Origin of the sequence: Larkinella terrae, assembly GCF_009668025.1 — a bacterium.
GTDB lineage: Bacteria > Bacteroidota > Bacteroidia > Cytophagales > Spirosomataceae > Larkinella > Larkinella terrae.
The window spans coordinates 728,699-748,542 of record NZ_WJXZ01000014.1 but is presented as its reverse complement, the minus strand read 5'-3'; the positions used below and the strand labels follow the sequence as shown (position 1 = coordinate 748,542).

The window sequence follows — 19,844 nt, the reverse complement described above, 5'->3', positions numbered from 1 at the left end:
GAACTCCGGCCAGAAGGGAAATCGGTATCAATCGGCTCGATCAGATATACTGATTGATCAGGCTTTCCAGCCATTCCTGTCTGCCGCTCCGCCGTTGCGGTTCGCCATTTTTGATGGAATAATTGCGCAAATCTTCCAGGGTCAGTTTCCCTTCCCGAAAAGCTTTTCCGTCACCCTCGTCAAACGAAGCATACCGCTCGGCCCGGAATTTGAGATAGTCGGAATCGCGCAGAATGGTATCGGCCACGAGGAAGGCCCGCGCAAAAGCATCCATCCCGCTGACGTGCGCAATGAAGAGATCTTCCAGATCAATCGATGTCCGACGGACTTTCGCGTCGAAGTTGATGCCGCCCGGTTTGATGCCACCGGCCTGCTGAATCACCAGAGCCGCTTCCGTCAATTCGTAGAGGTTGATCGGGAACTGGTCGGTATCCCAGCCGTTCTGGTAATCGCCCCGGTTGGCGTCGATGCTGCCCAGCATGCCGGCATCGGCCGCCACCTGCAATTCGTGATCGAAGGTATGCCCGGCCAGGGTCGCGTGGTTAACTTCGATGTTCAGTTTAAAGTCCTTATCCAGCCCGTATTGACGCAGGAAACCAATTACCGTGGCCGCATCGTAATCGTACTGGTGCTTCGTGGGTTCCATCGGTTTGGGCTCAATGAAGAACGTACCCTGAAAACCCTGTTTGCGGGCGTAATCCCGGGCGATGGTCAGGAACTGCGCCAGGTTCTCGATCTCCCGTTTCATGTTGGTGTTCAACAACGACATATAGCCTTCGCGACCGCCCCAGAAGACATAGTTCTCTCCCTGGAGGGCAATGGTGGCATCAATCGCGTTTTTCACCTGAGTTCCGGCGTAGGCCAGCACGGAAAAATCCGGATTGGTAGCCGCTCCGTTCATGTAGCGCGGGTTGGAGAAAACGTTCGCCGTGCCCCACAGCAGTTTCACCCCGGTTTCGTTCTGTTTCTGCCGGGCATACTCCACGATGGTCTGCAGGCGTTTTTCGTACTCCAGAACCGTAGGCGCTTCATCGACCAGATCGATATCGTGGAAGCAGTAATACGGAACGCCCAGTTTGGTGATAAATTCAAAAGCCGCATCCATCCGCATCTGCGCCCGAACGACCGCATCCGGGTGTTGGTCCCAGGCAAAATCGCGGGTTCCGGGGCCAAACGGATCACCACCCGCTCCGGTAAAGGTGTGCCAGTAGCTAACGGCAAACCGGAGTTGCTCCTGCAATGTTTTTCCACCGACAATCCGGTTGGGGTCGTACCATTTGAACGCCAGCGGATTTTTTGAAGTAGGGCCTTCGTAGGCGATGGACTCAATTCCCTTAAAATACTTTTTTTCTCCCAGTGCGGCAGTTGTCATGGGTTATAGACTGGTTTGGTAACAATAAATTCAGTAGCGTCAAGGGCGGTATTTTAGCTGACCCCAACCAATTGTGTCATACTGACACTTGTAAATAATTGTAAAGTTGACACCAATTTTTTAATTGTCAATACGACAACTAAAATTCTTTTCGCGAAATTTTGCTTTTCCTGAAAAACAATAGGATTATACTGCGCTACCTAAACTGAAAACTGGCACTTAACTGGGAATAAAGTTCAGAAAGGAGTCGGCCACGTGGTGGTATTTTTCCGTATCGACGGTATAAAAGAAGGCTCCGCGCCGGGAAAAACCTTTCTGTTTTTCCGGCAGTTTGATCAGCAGATTGGTGGAGAGAATTTTGCGGCTGAAGTTTCGTTTATCGAATTCGGTATTATAGATGGCGTCGTAAAGTTTTTTGAGCTGCGGAATCGTAAACTTTTCATTCAGAAGTTCAAAACCGATCGGGTGCTGGGCAGCTTTGTAGCGCAACCGTTTGATGGCCAGATCGACCATATCGCCGTGGTCGAAAAGCAGCGGGGGAAGATCATAGATCGAAAACCAGTGCGCCTGAAAATCCCCCGAAATCTTCGAATCGTAATCCGCAATTTTGACCAGTGAAAAGTAGGCGACGGAAACCGTCCGGACGATGGGGTCCCGGTTGGGTTCGCCAAAGGCGTGCAATTGTTCCAGATACACGTTGGTCAGCCCCGTTAGTTCAAATAAAATCCGGCTTGCGGCCTGGCCCAGACTTTCATCGGGTTGCAACCAGCCGCCCATCAGCGACCAGGTTTTTTCTTCCACACCCCGTTTCACCAGTAATATCTTCAGGCTTTCGCCATCGAAGCCGAAAATAATGGAATCCAGCGCCACCAGATAAGGGCGTTGCTGTTTGTATTGATCTAACATATGTTGTTCGGGAAGGTCCGCGCGCCGATTGGGCCAGCGAATGTACTACTAAAATCGAATGATTGATTGAGGAGTTGGTGAAAGCATTCCATTCGGTCGGCGAATTAAAACACGAAGAATCATCCGACGTTCACCGCCTGGTGTTTAAAAACAGAAAGGCGCAGGTCAGCAAACCCGCGCCTTTGCACCTCTTTACGCATCAAACTTAACGTTTTAGCACTTTCGTCGTCACGCTTTTCAAACCGCTCGTAACCCGAAGAAAGAACAAACCCGCCGGTTGCTGACCCACCGCAAAACTCTGCCACTCAACCGATTGAGCTATTTTGATTTCACGCTGGTGTACCAAACGGCCACTGGCATCCGTCAGTTGCCACTGTAGGGGCTGCCCTTCGGCTCCCCTCACCTCGACCACAATCTGGTCCAAAACCGGGTTGCCGAGCACATTCACCTGAAGCTCCGAACCGGTTTCAGCCGATAACCGGGACGCGGGCGCGCATTGCAACGCCTTACCCGATTCCTTCAGGGTATATGTACTGCCCAGCACCTTCGCACTGATCAACCGACGGACATTATCCTTCAAACCCACCGGGGTGATGAAGCTGTAGGCATGCGCTCCGTTGCCCTTGCCCGCGTTCTTCAGGTCATCCCGGTAGATGTTGGCTTCCGTGGTTCCGATGGCCACGCCGTCGGCAAAAAACTGCACGGTTAATGGGCTGTTGGGTTTGTTACGATCCCAGACCCAGCCCCGGATACTGCCACATTCGACCTTATCGAGAAAACCTTCAAAGTTGCCCGTTACTACCGGCGAAGTCGATGAACCCGGCGCGATGACCAGTGTCAAATTCACTGAAGCGGTTTTCTGGCCGTCACTGGCGCTATAACTCAGTAGAAACGTACCTTCTGTCGTAGGTGTGCCACTGAGCGTACGGGAAGCAGCCGTAAATTGGAGGCCGCCCGGCAACCCACTCAGCGCATACGTTAGGGGTTGGCTTTCCGGATCGGTGAACGCTGGGAGGATGGTTGTCAACCCTACCCCCAAGGTGGCCGACAGTGGCCCGGTGGTTGGCGCGACAGGTGGCTGGTTAACCACGGTGTTGCTGGCGGGACATGTTAACTTGAGAGGAGAGCCTTTCAGCAGGTAATCTGAACCCTGGACTTTGGCCGAAATCCGCAGTTCTGACCCGGTTTTGGCCGCTTCGGGCGTGGAGAAAACATAGCCGTGCTCGCCGTTACCCTTCCCGGCATCCTTCAAATCGGGGCGGAAGTTTTTGGCTTCAACGGTTCCTAGGGACGTATTTTCAGCAAAGAATTCGACGATCAGCGGGGTGTTGGGTCGGTTACGATCCCAGGCCCAACCCCGCATTTCCTGGCAGTTGACCGTCGTTAAAAACCCTTCAAAATTACCGGTTGTGACCGGAGGAGCATTCACCGTGACGGTGGCACTCGTTGCCGGACTCACGCAACTGCCGACCTGACAAACCGCCGAATAGACAAACACGCCCGTTGCCGAGGTCGGCACACTGACGCTGCCGGTTCCGGTAGTGCTGCCCGGCCCCGTCCACGTTAACGTGCCCGAGCAATTGGTGGCATTGAGCGAAACCGCCGGGGCTCCCTGCGTCACGCTGAGGTTGGATGACCCACTGGCCGACCAGTTGGGGGCATCCAGCGCGGTTTGGGAAGTCACCACCGTGACGGCCGTGGCCGAACCACCGGCATTGGTGGCGATCACCGTGTAACTGCCGGGCAGATTGACCGATGTGGACGGATTGGTGGAACCGCTGGAAACCGTACCATAGATGCTTTTAATGGTGTACCCAACGCCGGTGGCGGTGGTCGATGCCGTTAACGTGACAAACGTTTTGGAGCAGGTCAGCGGGCCGTCGTTGGTAAACATCAGGTCGGTGGGCGGAGCCACACTGGCATCCCGCACGGTGACGCTGACCGAGGAGGCATTGCTGGTGCAACTATTGGTGGTACAGGTGGCCTGATACGTGATGGTTCCAACCTGATCGGTGGCGACGGGAATGATGGCCCCCTGCCCGCTGGAGCCGTTGTTGGCGCTCCAGTTGACGGTTCCTCCGCAGAATTTCCCCAACAGGTTGACGTCGGAAGCGCCTTTATTCACGGTCAGCGAGTTAACGCCGGTGGTGGTTTGCAGGTAGACGTTGGGATTGGATTCGGCATTGCCAATGTCGATGGGGCCGTTGTTGAGTCGGTCGGCCAGGCCGGGCACCGTCGCCAGATCGGGCCAGCGCTCAAGTAGGGTGTTATCGCCCCGATCGGTGGTTAGGCTATTGCAGGAACCCAAGGTCGGCGTCCCGTTGGCGGTATTGATCAGGTGGCGGGCCGGGTCGGTGGGGCCACCGTAAACGATGGGTCCGTTCTTATAACCCTGACCGGGTGGGGGGTTGACATTCACATCGTGATCGGGAATGCCGGGCCCAAAAATAGTATGGGAGAGCGTAACGCCCGCCGTAAAACCCACCGGCCAGCCGTTCTCCTTGCCACCCAAGGTATTGTAAAACAAATTCAGATAACAGTTCGTCATTTCCGCCGTCCCTCCGTTCACAATATTAGCCAGAACATAAAGGGGACCACTGGGTTGTCGGATACTTTGTGCCCCCCCGATACCGTCAAACTGGCAGTTCAGGACGCGGGTGGTGGAGTTGGTATTGCCGGCATTGATCATCAGGGCACAGACAACGTTCGACACATCGAAAAAAGGCGGTGCCGCGATGGGAAGAAGCTGAAAATTGTCCATCCTGCAATTGTACAGCAACAGATCCGCATCGCCATTATCATAGCCGTAATTGAGGACGGCGGCCCCTCTCGTGTACTGACCTACCTCATTATCGAAAGCACTGTTGAGAATCCGCAAGTTAGCGTGTGAACCAGCCTGATAAGCCAGATTGGTGACCATGCCGCCGAACCAGCTGCTACCGGCACAGTCAATCCGGCAGTTGGTAACTGTTGGCTCCGAAGTACCCTGATAAGCCACATTCATGATGGCGTTTCCCAGCCGATTCAACGAGCTGATTGCATAGGTCGATCCCAAACCGAAGACGTCCACATAATAGGTGGGTGGTGTGACCATGCCGCCCACCTCGGGATCATAATAGGGATCGGCATTAAAGTAGTGTTCTGAATAATTACCGACAATATGAAAACCGTCCAGCAGCGTCTCGGCGCTGGCATTGAGGAAGGTCACCACATAGGAGTTGTAGATGATACTTCGTAACTGGCTTTCATTGCCGTGCCGAGCCGCCAGTTCGCTTTCATCCCCCGCAAACTGGCCATACACTTTCACACCACTCGGAATGCGAACCGTCCGATTGGCCAGCGCTTTTAAGTTCTGATAATTGAGGTTGGCAAGTTCACTGTTCCGAAAGAGGAAGTAAATCCCCTGCATCGCCCAGACCTGATCGCCCGCCTTTGCCTTGCTCAACGCCGTGAACAGGGACGTAGCGGTATTCCAGGATTGCCCGTCGTTCACCGCCGAACTGTCGGGTTTCACAAACCAGGTTTTACTCTGGGCAAAGGTCGTCATCTGGCAAAGAAAAAAAAGGCCAAGGAGGTGCCATCCCCAGGCTGGTCGGGACGAGTTAAACCGTAAAGGATTTTTCATAAGGTTGTAAGTAATGAGGGCCATCGAACCCCGGTTGGTGATGGCATCAAAGGTGGGTTCTGGAGGAAAAAAGGGCTATAAATTTTCTCCCAACGACTATAACAGATCGTTCATCCTGTCTAAAAAGCGGTATTTTAATTGGCTTTGGCCGCTTTTTCTCTGGAGATTAGGCATCCTTTTTGCACGAAGTTTCCCATTGTGTTTACTATTATTTGAACATAGTAACATAATAGTCCTACTATGTTTCGGAGCAGTTCACAGCTAAAAAACAGATCGCAATCTCTCCCTTTACGGAAATCCGTACCGAAGGATGTCCTTTTTATTCGGCTGTTGATTGTTACCGGCGTTGCCTGTCTGGGTGGTTTTGTGCTGATTTACTTTAAACCGGACAACCGGGGGTATACCTGGCTGTTTGTTCTGCTCAGCATTTCGATCGGTTATAAACTCTTGCGGGCTTTACACGAGTGGTACCATTACTGGAAAGTTATACCGGCCATTGCTCCGACCCCGACCCGCACCTGGACCGTCGACGTGCTGACGACCTTCTGCCCCGGAGAACCGCATGAAATGATTGTGAAAACCCTGGAGACCATTCAGGCCATTCGGTATCCGCACACGACTTACCTGTGCGACGAAGCCAACGACCCTTACCTGCGGCAAGTCTGCGAACGGCTGGGCGTTCGGCACGTTACCCGGACGGTCAAAAAAGACGCCAAGGCGGGGAACATCAACAATGCGCTACAGCAGGCTACCGGCGAAATCTGCCTCGTTCTGGACCCGGATCACATCCCGGCACCCAACTTTCTGGATCAGGTGTTGCCGTATTTTGAAGACCCTCAGATCGGTTTTGTGCAGTGCGTTCAGGCCTATTACAATCGGAAAGAAAGCCTGGTTGCGTACGGAGCGGCTCAGCAAACCTACAGCTTTTACGGCCCAATGATGATCTGCATGAGCAATTACGGAACCGCCCAGGCCATCGGTGCCAACTGCACGTTCCGCCGGGCAGCTCTTGATTCCATCGGGGGACACGCTGCGGGCCTGTCGGAAGCTATGCACACGGCGATGCAGCTACACGCTCAGGGCTGGGAATCCGTCTACGTCCCCCAACCGCTGTCTTACGGACTGGTTCCCAGTACATTATCAGCCTATTACAAACAACAACTGAAGTGGGCCCGGGGTACGTTTGAACTCCTGCTGGTTACCTACCCCCGCTTGTTTAGCCGGATGACGTGGCGGCAACGCGTTCATTATTTTACCCTGCCCTTCCATTATTTGAGCGGGCTGATTCAGCTCATCGATCTGCTGATTCCCATCTGCTCGCTGATCCTGCTGAAGCTGCCCCTCCGCCTTGACCTCGACGTTTTTGCGCTGGCCTACATTCCGCTCTTATTCCTAATCTTTCTGACCCGGCAATACGCCCAGCGCTGGCTCATTGAAAGTCACGAAGTCGGCTTCCATATCGTGGGCGGGCTGCTGAGCAGCGGCACCTGGTGGGTCTACTTTCTGGGATTTGTGTATGCGGTTTTTCGGGTTGAAGTCCCTTATCTCCCTACTCCCAAAAACGATCGTCCGCGCAACAACTTCCTGTTATGTCTCCCGAATGCGGTTTTAACCCTGGCTTCCGTGGGGGCCATTGCGTATTGCCTGTTTTACTACGGTTTGCTTTCGGTCGGTAATAAATACGTCGTTCTGATGATTGGCTTTGCCCTGATCAATGCGCTGGTGACCGGCGTTAACGTGCTGATTGGACAGGAAAAATTGCTCGCTACGCTCCGGTTATACCTTCGAAACAGCCGATTCCGCCGGTCCGTCATCGGGTTGAAGGGAATGAACGTCTGGCGGTTCCGCTACGATATTTACGGCTCCACCCGGGCTGCCACGACCCCGGTGTTTATCGGCCTGATTTTAGTGGCGGTCACCTTAGCGGGTTACACCCTGCACGAGTCTTTTCATGAAAAACCGGGCGACGTTCGTTACGCAACCACCCAGCCTTTTTATTACGGCACGGGTTCCGCTTCGTTTCCGACCAACCGGAAGACGGCAGGCCAGCCAGCTATTCGGATTCAGCATCTAAGCTGGTCACCGACACAGAATGGATTGAAAATCAGCCCAGGGCTGGACCCGAAAACGAACGGAATCCCCCTGTTGTATCTGGAACCCGATTTGGCCGTCGCTCCAACCGATTCTTCGATCCGGGCTTTTCTGGATAAGCTATTACGGGGTCAATACAACCCGCTGCTCAATCGGCTTACCGGGAAAATCAGGCGGTACAATCGCCCGGTTGTGGTTTCGTTTGCTCCTTATTTTGATGACACAGCCCGGGTCTGGGGAACCCGAAAAACCGAACTTTTACTGAAATACAGGCAGGCTTTCCGGTATCTGGCCCGGTATGGCCAGCAAAAGAAAGCCACAAATCTCGTTTGGATGTGGTGCCCGGCACACCCCTACACCATTTTCTCCTACTACCCTGGTCATTCGTCCGTTGACTGGATCGGCCTGGAAATCGTCAATGACCCTGCTACGGCTAACGACGGAGAGAGTCATTCCTTTTCAGCGCTCTATCAGCCGCATCGCCATACGCTTACCCGTGAAGCGACCAACGAACTCCATCAAAAACCGGTTTTCATTACGAAGATGCAAACGCGTCTGACCGATGAACAGGTTCGCTGGCAAACCCGGGCGATGGAACACATTCGGGAGCGGTATCCCGAAATCCGGGGCCTTTTGCGCGAGTAATCCGAGGGCGGTTTTCTATTGGTGACTCTTTTTATCGTCCTCTCTAATCAGAATGGGCACATTGGCAGTAGCCACGTGATGGTGAGTATCGTACGCGTACACGTAAAGCCGGTAAGCCCCCGGCAGTCGCGGCAGCTGAAAAGATGTAACCGGCTGATGGGCGGTTTTGATCAGATCATCCTCCGCCAGCAGCGGCATATCGTGGAAATCATCCTCCAGCCACTGCTCGGCCTGGGGCCTGATTTCCCAGAAGTAGGTTAAGTTGTCACGGTCCGGGTCGGAAGCCACGACCTCAACCCGATAAAGAGAATCCGAGGGCAAAAACGCCTGGAAGCTCACCTCCCGCTGATTAATCAGCATCTGATGAATAACGGGCGCAACATTCTCCGGCGGTTTCCCCGTCCACAAGGTCTGCATGGTTCCGACCAGGGCGGTTTCCCGGCCTTTAGCGTCAAAAAAGCTGTACCAGGTATGCGTTCCTTCCTCTTTGTATCCCCACAAAAAGACGTACGACCCCAGGCAGTTTTTAGGCCGGGGACGGATGTATTTCTGATAATTCGCTCGCACAAATTCACTTTTTCGGTCGCTAAAAGGCTCGATCGGCATCTGCCAGTCGGTCTGCTTACTCTCCCAATGTCCCAGCGGGCCAAACTCTGAAATGAGGTACGGTTTGGTCCATCCACTTTCGTCCAGAAGCCCCCGTAGCTCGTGAATGCCCCCGTAAACATTCACGGACAGGACATCGATTTCCGGGCAGCGCTCCTTGATCAACTGCAGAATTTGGGCCCGGTTGGTACCAATGGCGGTGGTGACGGGGTGGTCGGGGTCCAGCTCATGGATCATTTTGGCAATCCGGTTGATTTCATCATAAACTGAAATATTGCGGGCCTTTAAATTCCACTCGTTACCGAGGCACCACATCAGCAGCGAAGGATGATGCCGGTATTTTAGAACGGTCTGGCGGATTTGCTCAACTTGTTTCCGGACGGCCCGGTCGTCGTAATAATTGAACCCGTCGCGCTCCCGTTCGACCCACAACCCAAACAAAACCGTTAAATCCAGTTGATCCGCCTGCTTCAAAATCCGGTCGGCGTCGTTGTCGTCCCAGATCCGAATCGAATTGCCTCCGCACTCCTTTAAACGTTTTAACCGGCTTTGGCCCCCGGCGCCCTGGATAAAATAAGGCTGCCCCCGCCGGGAAAGTACGGCCGAATCCCCCACCCAGGAAATCCGGACCGCGTTCTCCGTGGCTGTCGCCCGCGACGAGGTAGACGGTGACTCTCCACAGCCGGTGAGAAAACCGCAACCTGGCAGGAGCCAGAACAGCAAAAACAACAACCGGCCGGTTTTACCTGTAAACCAGCAACTTCTCCTCCGAAACGGTCCGGTTTCCTTCCCCATTACAAGTTCGGGTTTAACTGACTGACGAAGTGGTTGAAGGTCGCCGGGCTAATGCTCCAGTCCGGCGCGGGCATGTTTCCCCAAACCTTCGGATTGTCCGCCAGGTTGAAGTAGCATACGCCCACCACATCCGGTTGGTTTCGAATCACGTCGGCCGCGTCGTTCAGCCATTTCCGCTGAAAATCCTCCGGCCCTTTCACGCCAAATTCCGTAATAAAAAGCGGTTTGCTGGAAAACCGCATCCGGTAAAATTTGCGGTTAAAAATGTCCCGAAAGGTTTCCTGCTGCCGGGGATCGGTAATGTTTTTGTCGGGCAGCCCGTAAATGGCAACACTTATGTAATCGACCACATCCGCACCCGGCCACCACTCCATCGAACCGCGGTCCCCGGCGGGTCCCCACACTTTTTTGATATTTCGGCTCCCGGCAGAATCAAATGTCATGAAATACCGGTAGGCCCTGATGTACAGAATCGGGTCCTGACTTTGCCAGGCATACCGACGAATCGGAATCTCCATTTCGTGGGCAAACCGCAGGTAAACCGTCTGCCGGGTCCGGGAAATGGCCCGGTAGACTTCCCGAAATTCTTCGTCATACACCCCGTTGGTCACGTTGCACAGCACGCAGGTGTCCCGGCGCGGTTTGGTGTCCCGCCAGGGTTCAATCGTCAGAATCACATCGTGCCGCCGGGCCAGCGTCGCGTTCAGGGCTTTGCGGAACGTTCCGGTTTGGATGCTTTCCAGATCGAAGAACAGATGCTCCGCCCGCAAAGCCTGATTTTTCACTAAAAGCTCCTTGGGATCGTAAACGCCGATTTCCGGCCGGGCAGTCCGGACTTTCGCGCTGACAGCCGCGCGTGGAGAACCCAAGGTGGGAAAAAGAGCGGTTTCTTCCTGCTGCAGACGAGCTAAGGTTTTGGTTAACTGCCCGGCGTCAATGCTTTTTTTAACCGACTGATCCCCCAGAATCAGGACGGTTTTTGGCATAAACCGCAACCGATGCAGTTTCCGCCGGATAGCCGTGTACGGGTCAGCAATGCGCGGATAAGCCGTGGTCAGTTGCTCGGACGGGCTATCCACGGTAATCGAGATCAGGTCAACGGCGCTATCACCGGGCCAGTATTCATCAGCTCCCGGATAACCGGCTGGTGCCCAGACCATTTGTACGGCGGGGAGCCTTGCCTTGCAAAGGCGGGAAACCCGTTGAAAAGCCTGAATATAAGTGACGGGCGATTGGTATTGCCAATTGAAGCGATGCACCGGCACTTCCATTTCGGGGCACAACCGGAGATAAACCGGCTGGCTAATGGCCGAAATTTCAGCGCAGAGGGCCTGAATGGCTTCATCAAAACTGCCATCCCGAAGATCATTCAGGCTATTTCGCCCAAAGGAATCGGAAATTTTCAGCGTAATCAGGTAAGGTAAGTCTGCCTGTATCTTGAAATACCGGTCTTGCAAGTTCACCGGATCGGTTGAACGGTCCAGAACAATTTCCAGGTGGTACAAATCCTTTACTGGCTGACGATCAGGCTGATAGTTGGGATTGTATACACCGATCAGGGTTTCCAACGAATCCGGAATCGTACCTGTTACAGTTCCCGGGCTGATTTTTGAAAAAAATTGACTGGCTGCTACCAGGACAGTAACCAGTCCGATTCCCGCTAAAATTCCGAATCGATTTTGTCTTGTCATGAAGGATGGATGACCGCTTAACCACCAGCGCCAGACTCGTTGAATAGCATAAATTAGGCCAGTTTGCCACTTACTGAAAGTTAAGTTTTTAACAGAAACGAAAGTACCATTCATTGACGTTAGTCAGGCGGTTTTACCGCGACCAGACGCTGGCGGTGTTGATTGAGTAAATTATCTCCTTTAGCCACTTTATCAGAAGTGCCATGTAGATTTTTCGAATGACGACTCTATTACCCCGCAGGATGAAGGCTGTCCTCCTGATTTTCTTCGTATTGATCTGTCCGTTTGCGACGCTGGGCCAAACGAATGGCTCCCCTGAAAAGGTTGTAATTACCTCCCATGCGGGGAAAACCCAGGTATCCACCAGTGAAAATGGGGAGTTGCAGGTAAACGTGTCCCCGAAGGATGCCGCTAAATTCAAGGCCGCCGGAGTGGTAAATTACAGTAACTTCGGCGCCAAAGGCAATGGCAAAACCGATGATATCGACGCCATTGCGGCCACCCACGCCTTTGCCAACCTGCACGGTCTTCCGGTGAAAGCCGACGATGGCGCCACCTACTACATTGGCGGAAAGGAACGCACCGCGATCATCCGGACGGACACTGATTTCGGCACGGCGGGATTCATCATTGACGATACGGAGGTGCAAAACCGCAATGCTTCGGTCTTCACGGTTGGTTCGGATCTAAAACCGTTCAAACTGGAAACGATCTCCTCCCTGAAGCGGAACCAGGAAAAAATCGACGCGTCGCTGCCCGGCCCCTGCCTGATCACGGTCACGAACGCAAACGTGAAGCAATACATCCGGTTTGGCCTTAACCAGAACAATGGCTCATCGCAGACCGATATTTTTGTGGTCGACAAATCCGGTAAGGTCGACATGAAAGCTCCGATCATCTGGAATTTTGACCAGATCACGGACATATCTGCGCTGCCCATCGACGAAAAACCGCTGAAAATCACCGGCGGGCGTTTCACCACCATTGCCAACAAAGCCGAATCAAAGTATACTTATTATAACCGGAATATTGCCATCCGGCGGTCCAACGTGCTGGTGGAAGGGCTGGAACACCGCATTAAAGGCGAAGAAGATCACGGCGCGCCCTACGGCGGTTTTATCAACATCGGCGACTGCGCCTACGTAACGATCAAAAATACCGTCCTGACGGGCCACAAAACGTACAGCACCATCGGTGCGGCCGGGAAACCCGTCACAATGGGGACGTACGACCTCTCGGCCAACCGCGCGCTGAACATTTCCTTTGTGAATTGCAGCCAGACCAACGACATCAACGACAATACGTACTGGGGCATTCTGGGTTCGAATTTCTGCAAAAACATGCTGTACGACCATTGCACGCTCTCCCGGTTTGATGCGCATCAGGGCGTGGCCAATGCCACGATCCGCAACTCAACCCTCGGACACATGGGCATCAATGCCATTGGCAGCGGACTTTTGCTGGTGGAAAATTCGACCATTCGCGGCCGGAGCGTCGTCAACCTGCGCCCCGACTACGGCAGCACCTGGCAGGGTGAGCTGGTGATCCGTAACTGCGTTTTCGTCCCGTCCGACGGCAAACCCGTCAGTGCCGCCCTGATCAGCGGTTTCTATTCGGGTCAGCATGATTTCGGCTACACCTGCTACATGCCGGAACGGATCACGATTGAAAACCTCCGCATCGACGACGCCCGGCATCCGGACAATTACCAGGGCCCGGCCATTTTCGCCAATTTCAATCCGGATATGACGGACAGTTCTTACCAGGAGAAATTTCCGTACGTCAAAACCAAAGAGGTCATTCTCCGAAATGTAACCACGGCCAGCGGAAAAGCGCTGAGAACCAGCGACAATCCGTTCCTGTTCAAAGATGTAAAAATAAAAATGGAGCAATAGCGGTTTTCAATCCGGCCTTCGGGCACACGTCTAACTAAAATATCGCCTGAGCTGCTCATACCGCGACCGACCGATGGGCAATTGTTGGCCGGTGGTTAGCTGAAGTGAATAGCGCCCACCCGATTGAACCTGGATCGCGGCAAAATAGCGGCTGTCGGCCAGGTAGGATTTATGAATTCGCTCGAAGCTGGCGGGCAGCAATTGAGCAAGCTTTTCCAGGGATTTGTCGTGCAACGCCTTCGTTCCGTTCTGCAAATGCAGTTCGGAATAAACGCCGGAACCCTGAACAAAAAGCACCTCCTCCACTGGAATTAACCGAATCAATCCCCGCGACTTAACTGCCAGGAATTTAAGCGGATGCGGTGGAGTTGCCGGTTTCAGGCTCACCCGGTCCAACGCCAGTTTAACCCGCTCAATCGCGAAAGGTTTGGCAATGAAGTCGAGGACGCCGTACTCAAAAGCGGTGATGGCCTTTTCCGTGTATGCGGAAACCACAATCGTATGAAAGGATTCGGCCACCACGTTTTTCAGCACGTCAAAACCGTCCTGTCCGTTCAGGTTCAAATCCAGAAACAACAGATCAATACCGTGGCTGCGAATATACTCCGTGCCGGTCTCCACGCCGTCGCAACTCGCCAGACTGGTTAGCTCCGGCCCCAGAATCTCCCGCACAAACCGCCCGATCCGGGCGGCAATCCGGGCTTCATCCTCAATGATTAGAATTCGCATAAATCGTTAAATGCGTTAGCCAGCCCTCCTCGTTTGCTTCCGAGCGCAAGGCCCAGTTTCGACCATAACTTTCGGTCAGCCGGGCTTTCATATACTTCCATCCCGTACCGGTTTTTGGTTTGTCACCCGAGGTTCGGTTAACGGCCTGAGTGCGGAATTGATACTGCCGATCGTGTTCATTTCGCTGAAAAGAAAGATGAAACCGGACCGTTCCGTCGGCCAGCGGTAAACTGTGGGTAATCCCATTTTCCAGAACGGTATGTAGCAAAGCCGGGGGAAGCGACTCGGTCGGATCAATGCCGGAATCCTCCCAAACATAATTGATCTCCTTCCGAAACCGCATGACGGCCAGATGACTCTTGCAAAGCTCAATTTCATGGGTAATGGGCACCAGCCGCACATCGACCATCTGGCTCAACAACCTGAATTCACTCGCGAGTGCCTCAATGAAAACTACGCCCTGCCGGGGCGATTCCTCAATCCAGTCGATGAGCGAGGTTAAGGTATTGAGCAGAAAATGAGGCTGGATACTTTTTTTGAGCAATTCCGTTTTCAGCCGCTCCGACAACAACAAAGTTTCCTGGTAAGCCTGATCGATTTCCCGCGAGCGAATCACCAGCCCGTAGAGCATGGTCAGCAGTAAAAAGCCAAAACTGAGGTACAGACTGTAATCATAATAGAAAAGAAAAGCGCATAACCCACTCAAAATAACCGAAACGAGGATACTGACGGCACCTTTTCGCTTTCGCTGCACGGCCAAAACTGCTATGAGCAACGCACTGACGCCCATCGTTAAACTCAGTAATTGGGCCGTAAAATCATACCGTCCGTAGAAGTAGAGATAAATACCCAGCAGGAGTAGCAGCAACAAGCCCGTGAAGCGCTTGGGGTTGAAGAGGGCGAATTGTTGATTCAAAAAAGAAGGCACCAGCAGCGAAATGCTCAGCGTCAGCAGTCCAATCACTTTCAGCCGGGGTGTTTGCAGATCATAGCGATACGGCCAGACGAAGGGCACATACTCGGCGACAAGCAGTCCGAAAAAAAGCCCGCAAATCAGGCTGAACAGGCGAAAAAGAGGCTCCCGGCGGTTGTGCAGCGACAAAACCAGGTAATAAAACGCGCCGATCAGAAACGCCCCCGCCAGCATGGACATCCAGGCGACGGTTTGCAGCGAGGCCCGTACCCGGTCCGGCTCATGCTCAATCCGGGCATTATAAAAACTGCAGCCCGCGCGGCTGTGGAAATTGGATACCCGCAGCGCCAGGACATGCTCACCCGGTTCGGTGTCGGGGCCGGAAAGATACCAGTACGTGGCATGCTGACCGGGACGCTCGGCGGTTTTTGTCGGCCCGACCTGCCCGTTGTGCCCCAGCAAGCGGCCGTCCCAGAAGGCATCGAAGGAACCCAGGGCCACGATGCGGACCCCCAGCGGTTTTCGTACTCTGGTCGCCGTGTCCAGCCGGAAGTGGAAGCGCACCCAGAAGATTTGTTGTCGGGATGTCCCGTTGGTGGCCGACCAGTCCCGATCGTTCCAGTCCAAAACCGCCCACTCGGGCTGATCGCCGAGTTTCAGCCGGATCTGTCCCGGGCCGAGCGAATCCGGCTGACAGCCAGCCAGGGCGAGCAGCCCCATCAGGCAAAAACAGCAAATCCACGGTTTGAATTTTGTCATGAACGTTTTCGAAAGCACAAAGATAAGCGCCACCGGACGGGTTTCGGTGCCGTTGGCAAACGGCTGGTGTCGTTGGCAAGTTTACCAAATCAGGACACGACTATCCAGCGTATTATTGATTGATTTTTACGACTAATCGTATGCGCACGTTCCAAATAAAGCTAATTAGTCTCGCTCTGTTGGGCCTGGTCTCCTTTCCTTCGGTCGCTCAAAATCCGATCAAAAACCGGATCGATTCGCTCATGCAGGCCGCCCATCAACTGGGGGTTTTCAATGGCAATGTGCTCGTTGTGCACCGGGGAGTGATTCAATACCGCAACAGTCTGGGCTACGCCGATGGCAGTCGAAACCGTAAACTGACACTCGATCATCTTTTCGACATTGGCTCCATTTCCAAGGAGTTCAATGGTGCAGCCCTCCTCCTGTTGCAGCAGCAGGGAAAACTGTCGCTGACCGACCGGCTTAGCCAGTTCCTGAAAGAGCTGCCGAGCTGGGCCGACAGCATCCAGCTCAAACACCTGATCAACTACACCAGCGGGTTGCCCATCACCGGGGCAATGAGCGATCAGCAGATTCTCGATGAACTGAAAACGCTGAAAACCCTGGCCTTCCGGCCCGGTAACGCCTACGCCTACAGCTATTCCAACGTGTACCTCCAGCGCCGAATCATTGAGCGCATTTCGGGCCAGACTTATGCTGCGTTTATTACTGAAAATCTGCTGAAACCGCTCCAGATGAATCACACGTTCATGGATCTGCCCGTTACGGCCCCGGAAATGACGCGAGCGTTTGACAGTAATTTTAAAGAAAGCACCTACGAGCAGCAGATGACGGGCTGGCCCCGCCTGTCGATCGATGATTTGTACAGCTGGCTGGTCAAACTAGATGGTTATCAGTTGGTTAACAAAGCAGCCATGCAGGTGCTGGCGGTGGATTTTGGCGGTAATGAAAGCAGCCTGGGCCATGCGGTTTTTAAAAACGACAAGCTGACCTGGCACCAGCATCATGGCTCAAGCTACAATTACGAAGCCCTGATGACCCATGATCTTGAGAACGATATTGTGGTGATTCTGATGACCAACAGCCAGCAGTTTAAGGTCAACGCGCTGACCAACAGTATTATCGCGATCCTTCAGGGGAAGCCCTACACGGTTCCCAAACGCTCGCTCTACCTGGATCTGCGGGAAAAGGTATTGGCGGATTTCAATCAGGGCATTGCCTTTTACCGGCAGGTTAGGGAGCAGCAGCGGGATCGGTATGATCTTGGTTTTGAGGTCGGTGATCTGGTGAATACGGGCAAATACCTGATGCGTCGGCAACGGTACGAGGAAGCGATCCGGCTATTTCAACTGGGGGCGAGTTTACCCGTTCAGCCGGGTGATTATTCCTATGCGTATCAATTGATTGCCGACTGTTACGCCAAGATGGGATTGAAACAACTGGCGATTGTTTATTACCAGAAAGCCATTGAAAAAGACCCGACAAATGAAAATGCCAAAGGGTATCTGGCCGAATTGGTAAGGTAAAAACCGGCTCGATTCCGCCGGTTGCCATCGGGTCCTGGTTTGCCAGGCTGCCAGATCAATCCACCGCTGGCAATCCATCCCATTCGGGCTGGGCCTTTGGCTTATTCTGCTTCACTAAACAGTTGAATTTATTGATCAACTGCAGTTGCCCGATGGTACCGTTTTTTCCGGATCGGGTTAAGCTGGTGTATCGGTTGAGTTCCTTCTGAAATCCCTTGATGATCCCGGGCCAGGTTCGGTGGTAAAAGTAGTTCACCCTTTGTTAATCTACCCGACGGGGATGCGCCCTTTTTAGGTCCTCAAAACCGAACTAGCATTTATAAATAAAATGCGTTAAGATTGCACGAATTTACTAGACCCATGCAAAAACGGACGCACAGCGAAAATCGAACGGAGGACGATTTACTCCTCTGGACAGCTTTGCGCGCCAGTGATCGCAACGCCCTGGGGAAACTGTTCGATGCATATGTGCGGGAATTGCTGACGTATGGCTACCGGATTTCCCAGGATATGGCTTTGACGAAAGACGCCGTTCAGGATGTGTTTGTCGATCTCTGGGCCTACCGCGAAACGCTTTCCCCCACCGTCGAAGTGCGGTTTTATCTCTACAGCTGCCTGCGCAGAACGCTACTCAAACAGTTGAAAGACCGCCGTCAACTGTCCACCGATTGGGCAGAATCCGACATGACGAGACAAGCTGAACCCTCGGCCGAAACCCGGTGGGTGGAGTTGGAAACGGGCGACCAGCAACAGGCCCGGATTTCCAACGGACTTCAAACCTTATCCAACCGGGAGTATGAGGTCGTTTCATTGAAATATTACACCGGACTGAAAATCCGCCAGATCGCTTCGCTGCTTAATCTGAAGGAGCAAACCGTTGCCAACACGCTGCAAAATGCCCTCTTGAAACTGCGTAAACACCTCATTCACTTCCTCTTTTTGTACCTGCTGTTCTAATTTCAAGACGTTCGCTTAGCCCCTAAATCCCCTAAAGGGGACTTGGACGCGAGAACATTTAACAGTCCAAGCATCTTTTAGGGAATTTAGGGGCTAAGCGAAAAGCCCACATTTATTTTCGTAAAAAGTGCTTTCCGCTTTGGTAGTAAAGTAAAAACCGGCTCTCTGTACTTAAAATAGGATAATTATTTCCTGACGAAGTATCAATGAGCGACTATTTGACTTATACACCGGAGGAATTTGCGACGGACGATTATTTCATCCACTGGGTTCTTTCGACCGACCTGGAAGCCGAAACGTTCTGGCAAAACTGGCTGGATGTGTATCCCTTCAAGCGGAGCGATGTGGAAACCGCCCGGCAACTGGTTTTGACGGCTAATCAACTCCCCGAACCCGCCGTGTCTGAAACTGAAATCGCGGCCTTAAAGCAGTCGGTTTTCGACCGCATTGATGCCAATGAATCGCCTAAAACGGTCGTTCGCACGCTGTTCTCACGATGGTATTGGGCAGCCGCCGTTCTGGCCGGTTTAGTCGGTTTGGGAGGCTGGTATTTGGTGACGCAGCAACGCGCAAACAAAGCCGAATACGCCCAACTGGTGAAGCAGGCTACCGAAAAATACGACCTGGTCGAAGTGGAAAACCAGACCAAGCCAACCCGCCTGATTGTGCTGCCGGATGGCAGCTCTGTTCTACTGAAAAAAGGAAGCAAATTGTCCTATCCAACGTATTTCAGCAGGAGCGTCCGGGAAATTTACCTCTCGGGCGAAGCGTTTTTCGAAATTGCCAAAGATCCAAACCGGCCGTTCTTTGTATTTGCCAACGAAATCGTCACGAAAGTCCTGGGTACCAGCTTCAACGTGAAGGCTTTCCCCGACGATAAACGTATACAGATTACCGTTAAAACCGGTAAGGTGTCTGTGTACGAAACGAAAAGCCCGGAAGCGGCTCAACAGGCCAAAAACCGGCGGCTGGAAGGCTTAGTTTTAAACCCTGGTCAGGAGGTGGTTTTCTCGAAAGAAGCCGATCAGATGGAGGCTAACGTGGTGAGCCATACCGTGCCGATGGTTTCTCCGAAGAAGTCCGGAACAATTCAGGAAATGGCCTTTGAGTACGATGAAACGCCGGTCAGCGAGATTTTTAGCCAATTGGAAAAGACCTATACGATTCGGATTGATTACGATCACGCGCTGCTCGGAAATTGCCCGGTGACGGCTTCCCTCACGGATGAACCGCTGTATGAAAAACTGAAACTGACCTGCCGGGCCATTCGGGCGCAGTACGAAATTGTGAACGGTGAAGTCGTCGTAACCGGAAAAGGCTGTAATTGACTCATT

General features: G+C 53.1%; 13 protein-coding genes. 5 read left to right on the top strand and 8 right to left on the bottom strand.

Annotated features, from left to right (window positions below; all coding sequences use genetic code 11):
* Window positions 1-40: 40 nt before the first annotated feature.
* The 3 genes from xylA to GJJ30_RS24855 form a co-directional block, all read right to left on the bottom strand.
* Window positions 41-1,372, bottom strand: coding sequence for a xylose isomerase (gene xylA / locus GJJ30_RS24865; RefSeq protein ID WP_154177885.1), 1,332 nt, complete (start codon window positions 1,370-1,372; stop codon window positions 41-43).
* 219 nt (window positions 1,373-1,591) lie between these two features.
* The gene (locus GJJ30_RS24860; RefSeq protein ID WP_154177884.1) at window positions 1,592-2,278 is read right to left on the bottom strand and encodes an NUDIX hydrolase; all 687 of its coding nucleotides are present in this window, start codon (window positions 2,276-2,278) and stop codon (window positions 1,592-1,594) included.
* A gap of 205 nt (window positions 2,279-2,483) precedes the next feature.
* A complete protein-coding gene (locus tag GJJ30_RS24855) occupies window positions 2,484-5,903 on the bottom strand; it encodes a T9SS type A sorting domain-containing protein (protein WP_170299268.1) in 3,420 nt (1,139 codons plus the stop codon).
* A 330-nt stretch (window positions 5,904-6,233) separates the two neighbouring features.
* Here GJJ30_RS24855 and GJJ30_RS24850 point away from each other — a divergent pair, with 330 nt between their 5' ends.
* Window positions 6,234-8,639, top strand: a complete 2,406-nt coding sequence (locus GJJ30_RS24850) for a glycosyltransferase (protein WP_229313395.1) — start codon at window positions 6,234-6,236, stop codon at window positions 8,637-8,639.
* Between the two features lie 15 nt (window positions 8,640-8,654).
* Here GJJ30_RS24850 and GJJ30_RS24845 read toward each other — a convergent pair whose 3' ends face one another.
* A complete protein-coding gene (locus tag GJJ30_RS24845; protein ID WP_154177881.1) occupies window positions 8,655-10,040 on the bottom strand; it encodes a glycoside hydrolase family 2 TIM barrel-domain containing protein in 1,386 nt (461 codons plus the stop codon).
* Window positions 10,040-11,731 (bottom strand): glycoside hydrolase family 26 protein, encoded by a 1,692-nt coding sequence (locus GJJ30_RS24840; RefSeq protein WP_154177880.1) that lies wholly within the window; start codon window positions 11,729-11,731, stop codon window positions 10,040-10,042. Before GJJ30_RS24840 ends, GJJ30_RS24845 begins: the two co-directional genes overlap by 1 nt.
* A 242-nt stretch (window positions 11,732-11,973) precedes the next feature.
* Here GJJ30_RS24840 and GJJ30_RS24835 point away from each other — a divergent pair, with 242 nt between their 5' ends.
* Window positions 11,974-13,626, top strand: a complete 1,653-nt coding sequence (locus GJJ30_RS24835) for a hypothetical protein (RefSeq protein WP_154177879.1) — start codon at window positions 11,974-11,976, stop codon at window positions 13,624-13,626.
* Window positions 13,627-13,656: 30 nt separating this feature from the next.
* On the opposite strand, the gene GJJ30_RS24830 is transcribed toward GJJ30_RS24835, so the two are convergent.
* Entirely contained in the window at window positions 13,657-14,355 is a 699-nt protein-coding gene (locus tag GJJ30_RS24830; RefSeq protein ID WP_154177878.1) for a LytR/AlgR family response regulator transcription factor, read from the bottom strand.
* Window positions 14,336-16,027 carry a histidine kinase gene (locus tag GJJ30_RS24825; protein WP_154177877.1) on the bottom strand — a complete coding sequence of 564 codons (1,692 nt, stop codon included), beginning with the start codon at window positions 16,025-16,027 and terminating at the stop codon, window positions 14,336-14,338. The genes GJJ30_RS24830 and GJJ30_RS24825 overlap by 20 nt, the downstream gene beginning before the upstream one ends.
* Before the next feature lie 140 nt (window positions 16,028-16,167).
* On the opposite strand from GJJ30_RS24825, the gene GJJ30_RS24820 reads away from it, so the two are divergent.
* Window positions 16,168-17,553 carry a serine hydrolase gene (locus tag GJJ30_RS24820; protein WP_154177876.1) on the top strand — a complete coding sequence of 462 codons (1,386 nt, stop codon included), beginning with the start codon at window positions 16,168-16,170 and terminating at the stop codon, window positions 17,551-17,553.
* 55 nt (window positions 17,554-17,608) lie between these two features.
* Here GJJ30_RS24820 and GJJ30_RS24815 read toward each other — a convergent pair whose 3' ends face one another.
* Complete coding sequence (locus GJJ30_RS24815; RefSeq protein ID WP_154177875.1) at window positions 17,609-17,809, bottom strand: hypothetical protein; 201 nt, start codon at window positions 17,807-17,809, stop codon at window positions 17,609-17,611.
* Between the two features lie 104 nt (window positions 17,810-17,913).
* On the opposite strand from GJJ30_RS24815, the gene GJJ30_RS24810 reads away from it, so the two are divergent.
* Window positions 17,914-18,510 (top strand): RNA polymerase sigma factor, encoded by a 597-nt coding sequence (locus GJJ30_RS24810; RefSeq protein WP_154177874.1) that lies wholly within the window; start codon window positions 17,914-17,916, stop codon window positions 18,508-18,510.
* 206 nt (window positions 18,511-18,716) lie between these two features.
* Window positions 18,717-19,838, top strand: coding sequence for a FecR family protein (locus GJJ30_RS24805; protein WP_154177873.1), 1,122 nt, complete (start codon window positions 18,717-18,719; stop codon window positions 19,836-19,838).
* Window positions 19,839-19,844 lie beyond the last annotated feature (6 nt).

Bases quoted from the DNA above. Each gene is read 5' to 3' on its own strand.
- GJJ30_RS24835 (WP_154177879.1), top strand. From the start codon at position 11,974: ATGAAGGCTGTCCTCCTGATTTTCTTCGTATTGATCTGTCCGTTTGCG.
- GJJ30_RS24860 (WP_154177884.1), bottom strand. From the start codon at position 2,278: ATGTTAGATCAATACAAACAGCAACGCCCTTATCTGGTGGCGCTGGAT.
- GJJ30_RS24820 (WP_154177876.1), top strand. From the start codon at position 16,168: ATGCGCACGTTCCAAATAAAGCTAATTAGTCTCGCTCTGTTGGGCCTG.
- GJJ30_RS24810 (WP_154177874.1), top strand. From the start codon at position 17,914: ATGCAAAAACGGACGCACAGCGAAAATCGAACGGAGGACGATTTACTC.
- GJJ30_RS24855 (WP_170299268.1), bottom strand. From the start codon at position 5,903: ATGAAAAATCCTTTACGGTTTAACTCGTCCCGACCAGCCTGGGGATGG.
- GJJ30_RS24825 (WP_154177877.1), bottom strand. From the start codon at position 16,027: ATGACAAAATTCAAACCGTGGATTTGCTGTTTTTGCCTGATGGGGCTG.
- GJJ30_RS24840 (WP_154177880.1), bottom strand. From the start codon at position 11,731: ATGACAAGACAAAATCGATTCGGAATTTTAGCGGGAATCGGACTGGTT.
- GJJ30_RS24830 (WP_154177878.1), bottom strand. From the start codon at position 14,355: ATGCGAATTCTAATCATTGAGGATGAAGCCCGGATTGCCGCCCGGATC.
- GJJ30_RS24845 (WP_154177881.1), bottom strand. From the start codon at position 10,040: ATGGGGAAGGAAACCGGACCGTTTCGGAGGAGAAGTTGCTGGTTTACA.
- GJJ30_RS24805 (WP_154177873.1), top strand. From the start codon at position 18,717: ATGAGCGACTATTTGACTTATACACCGGAGGAATTTGCGACGGACGAT.
- xylA (WP_154177885.1), bottom strand. From the start codon at position 1,372: ATGACAACTGCCGCACTGGGAGAAAAAAAGTATTTTAAGGGAATTGAG.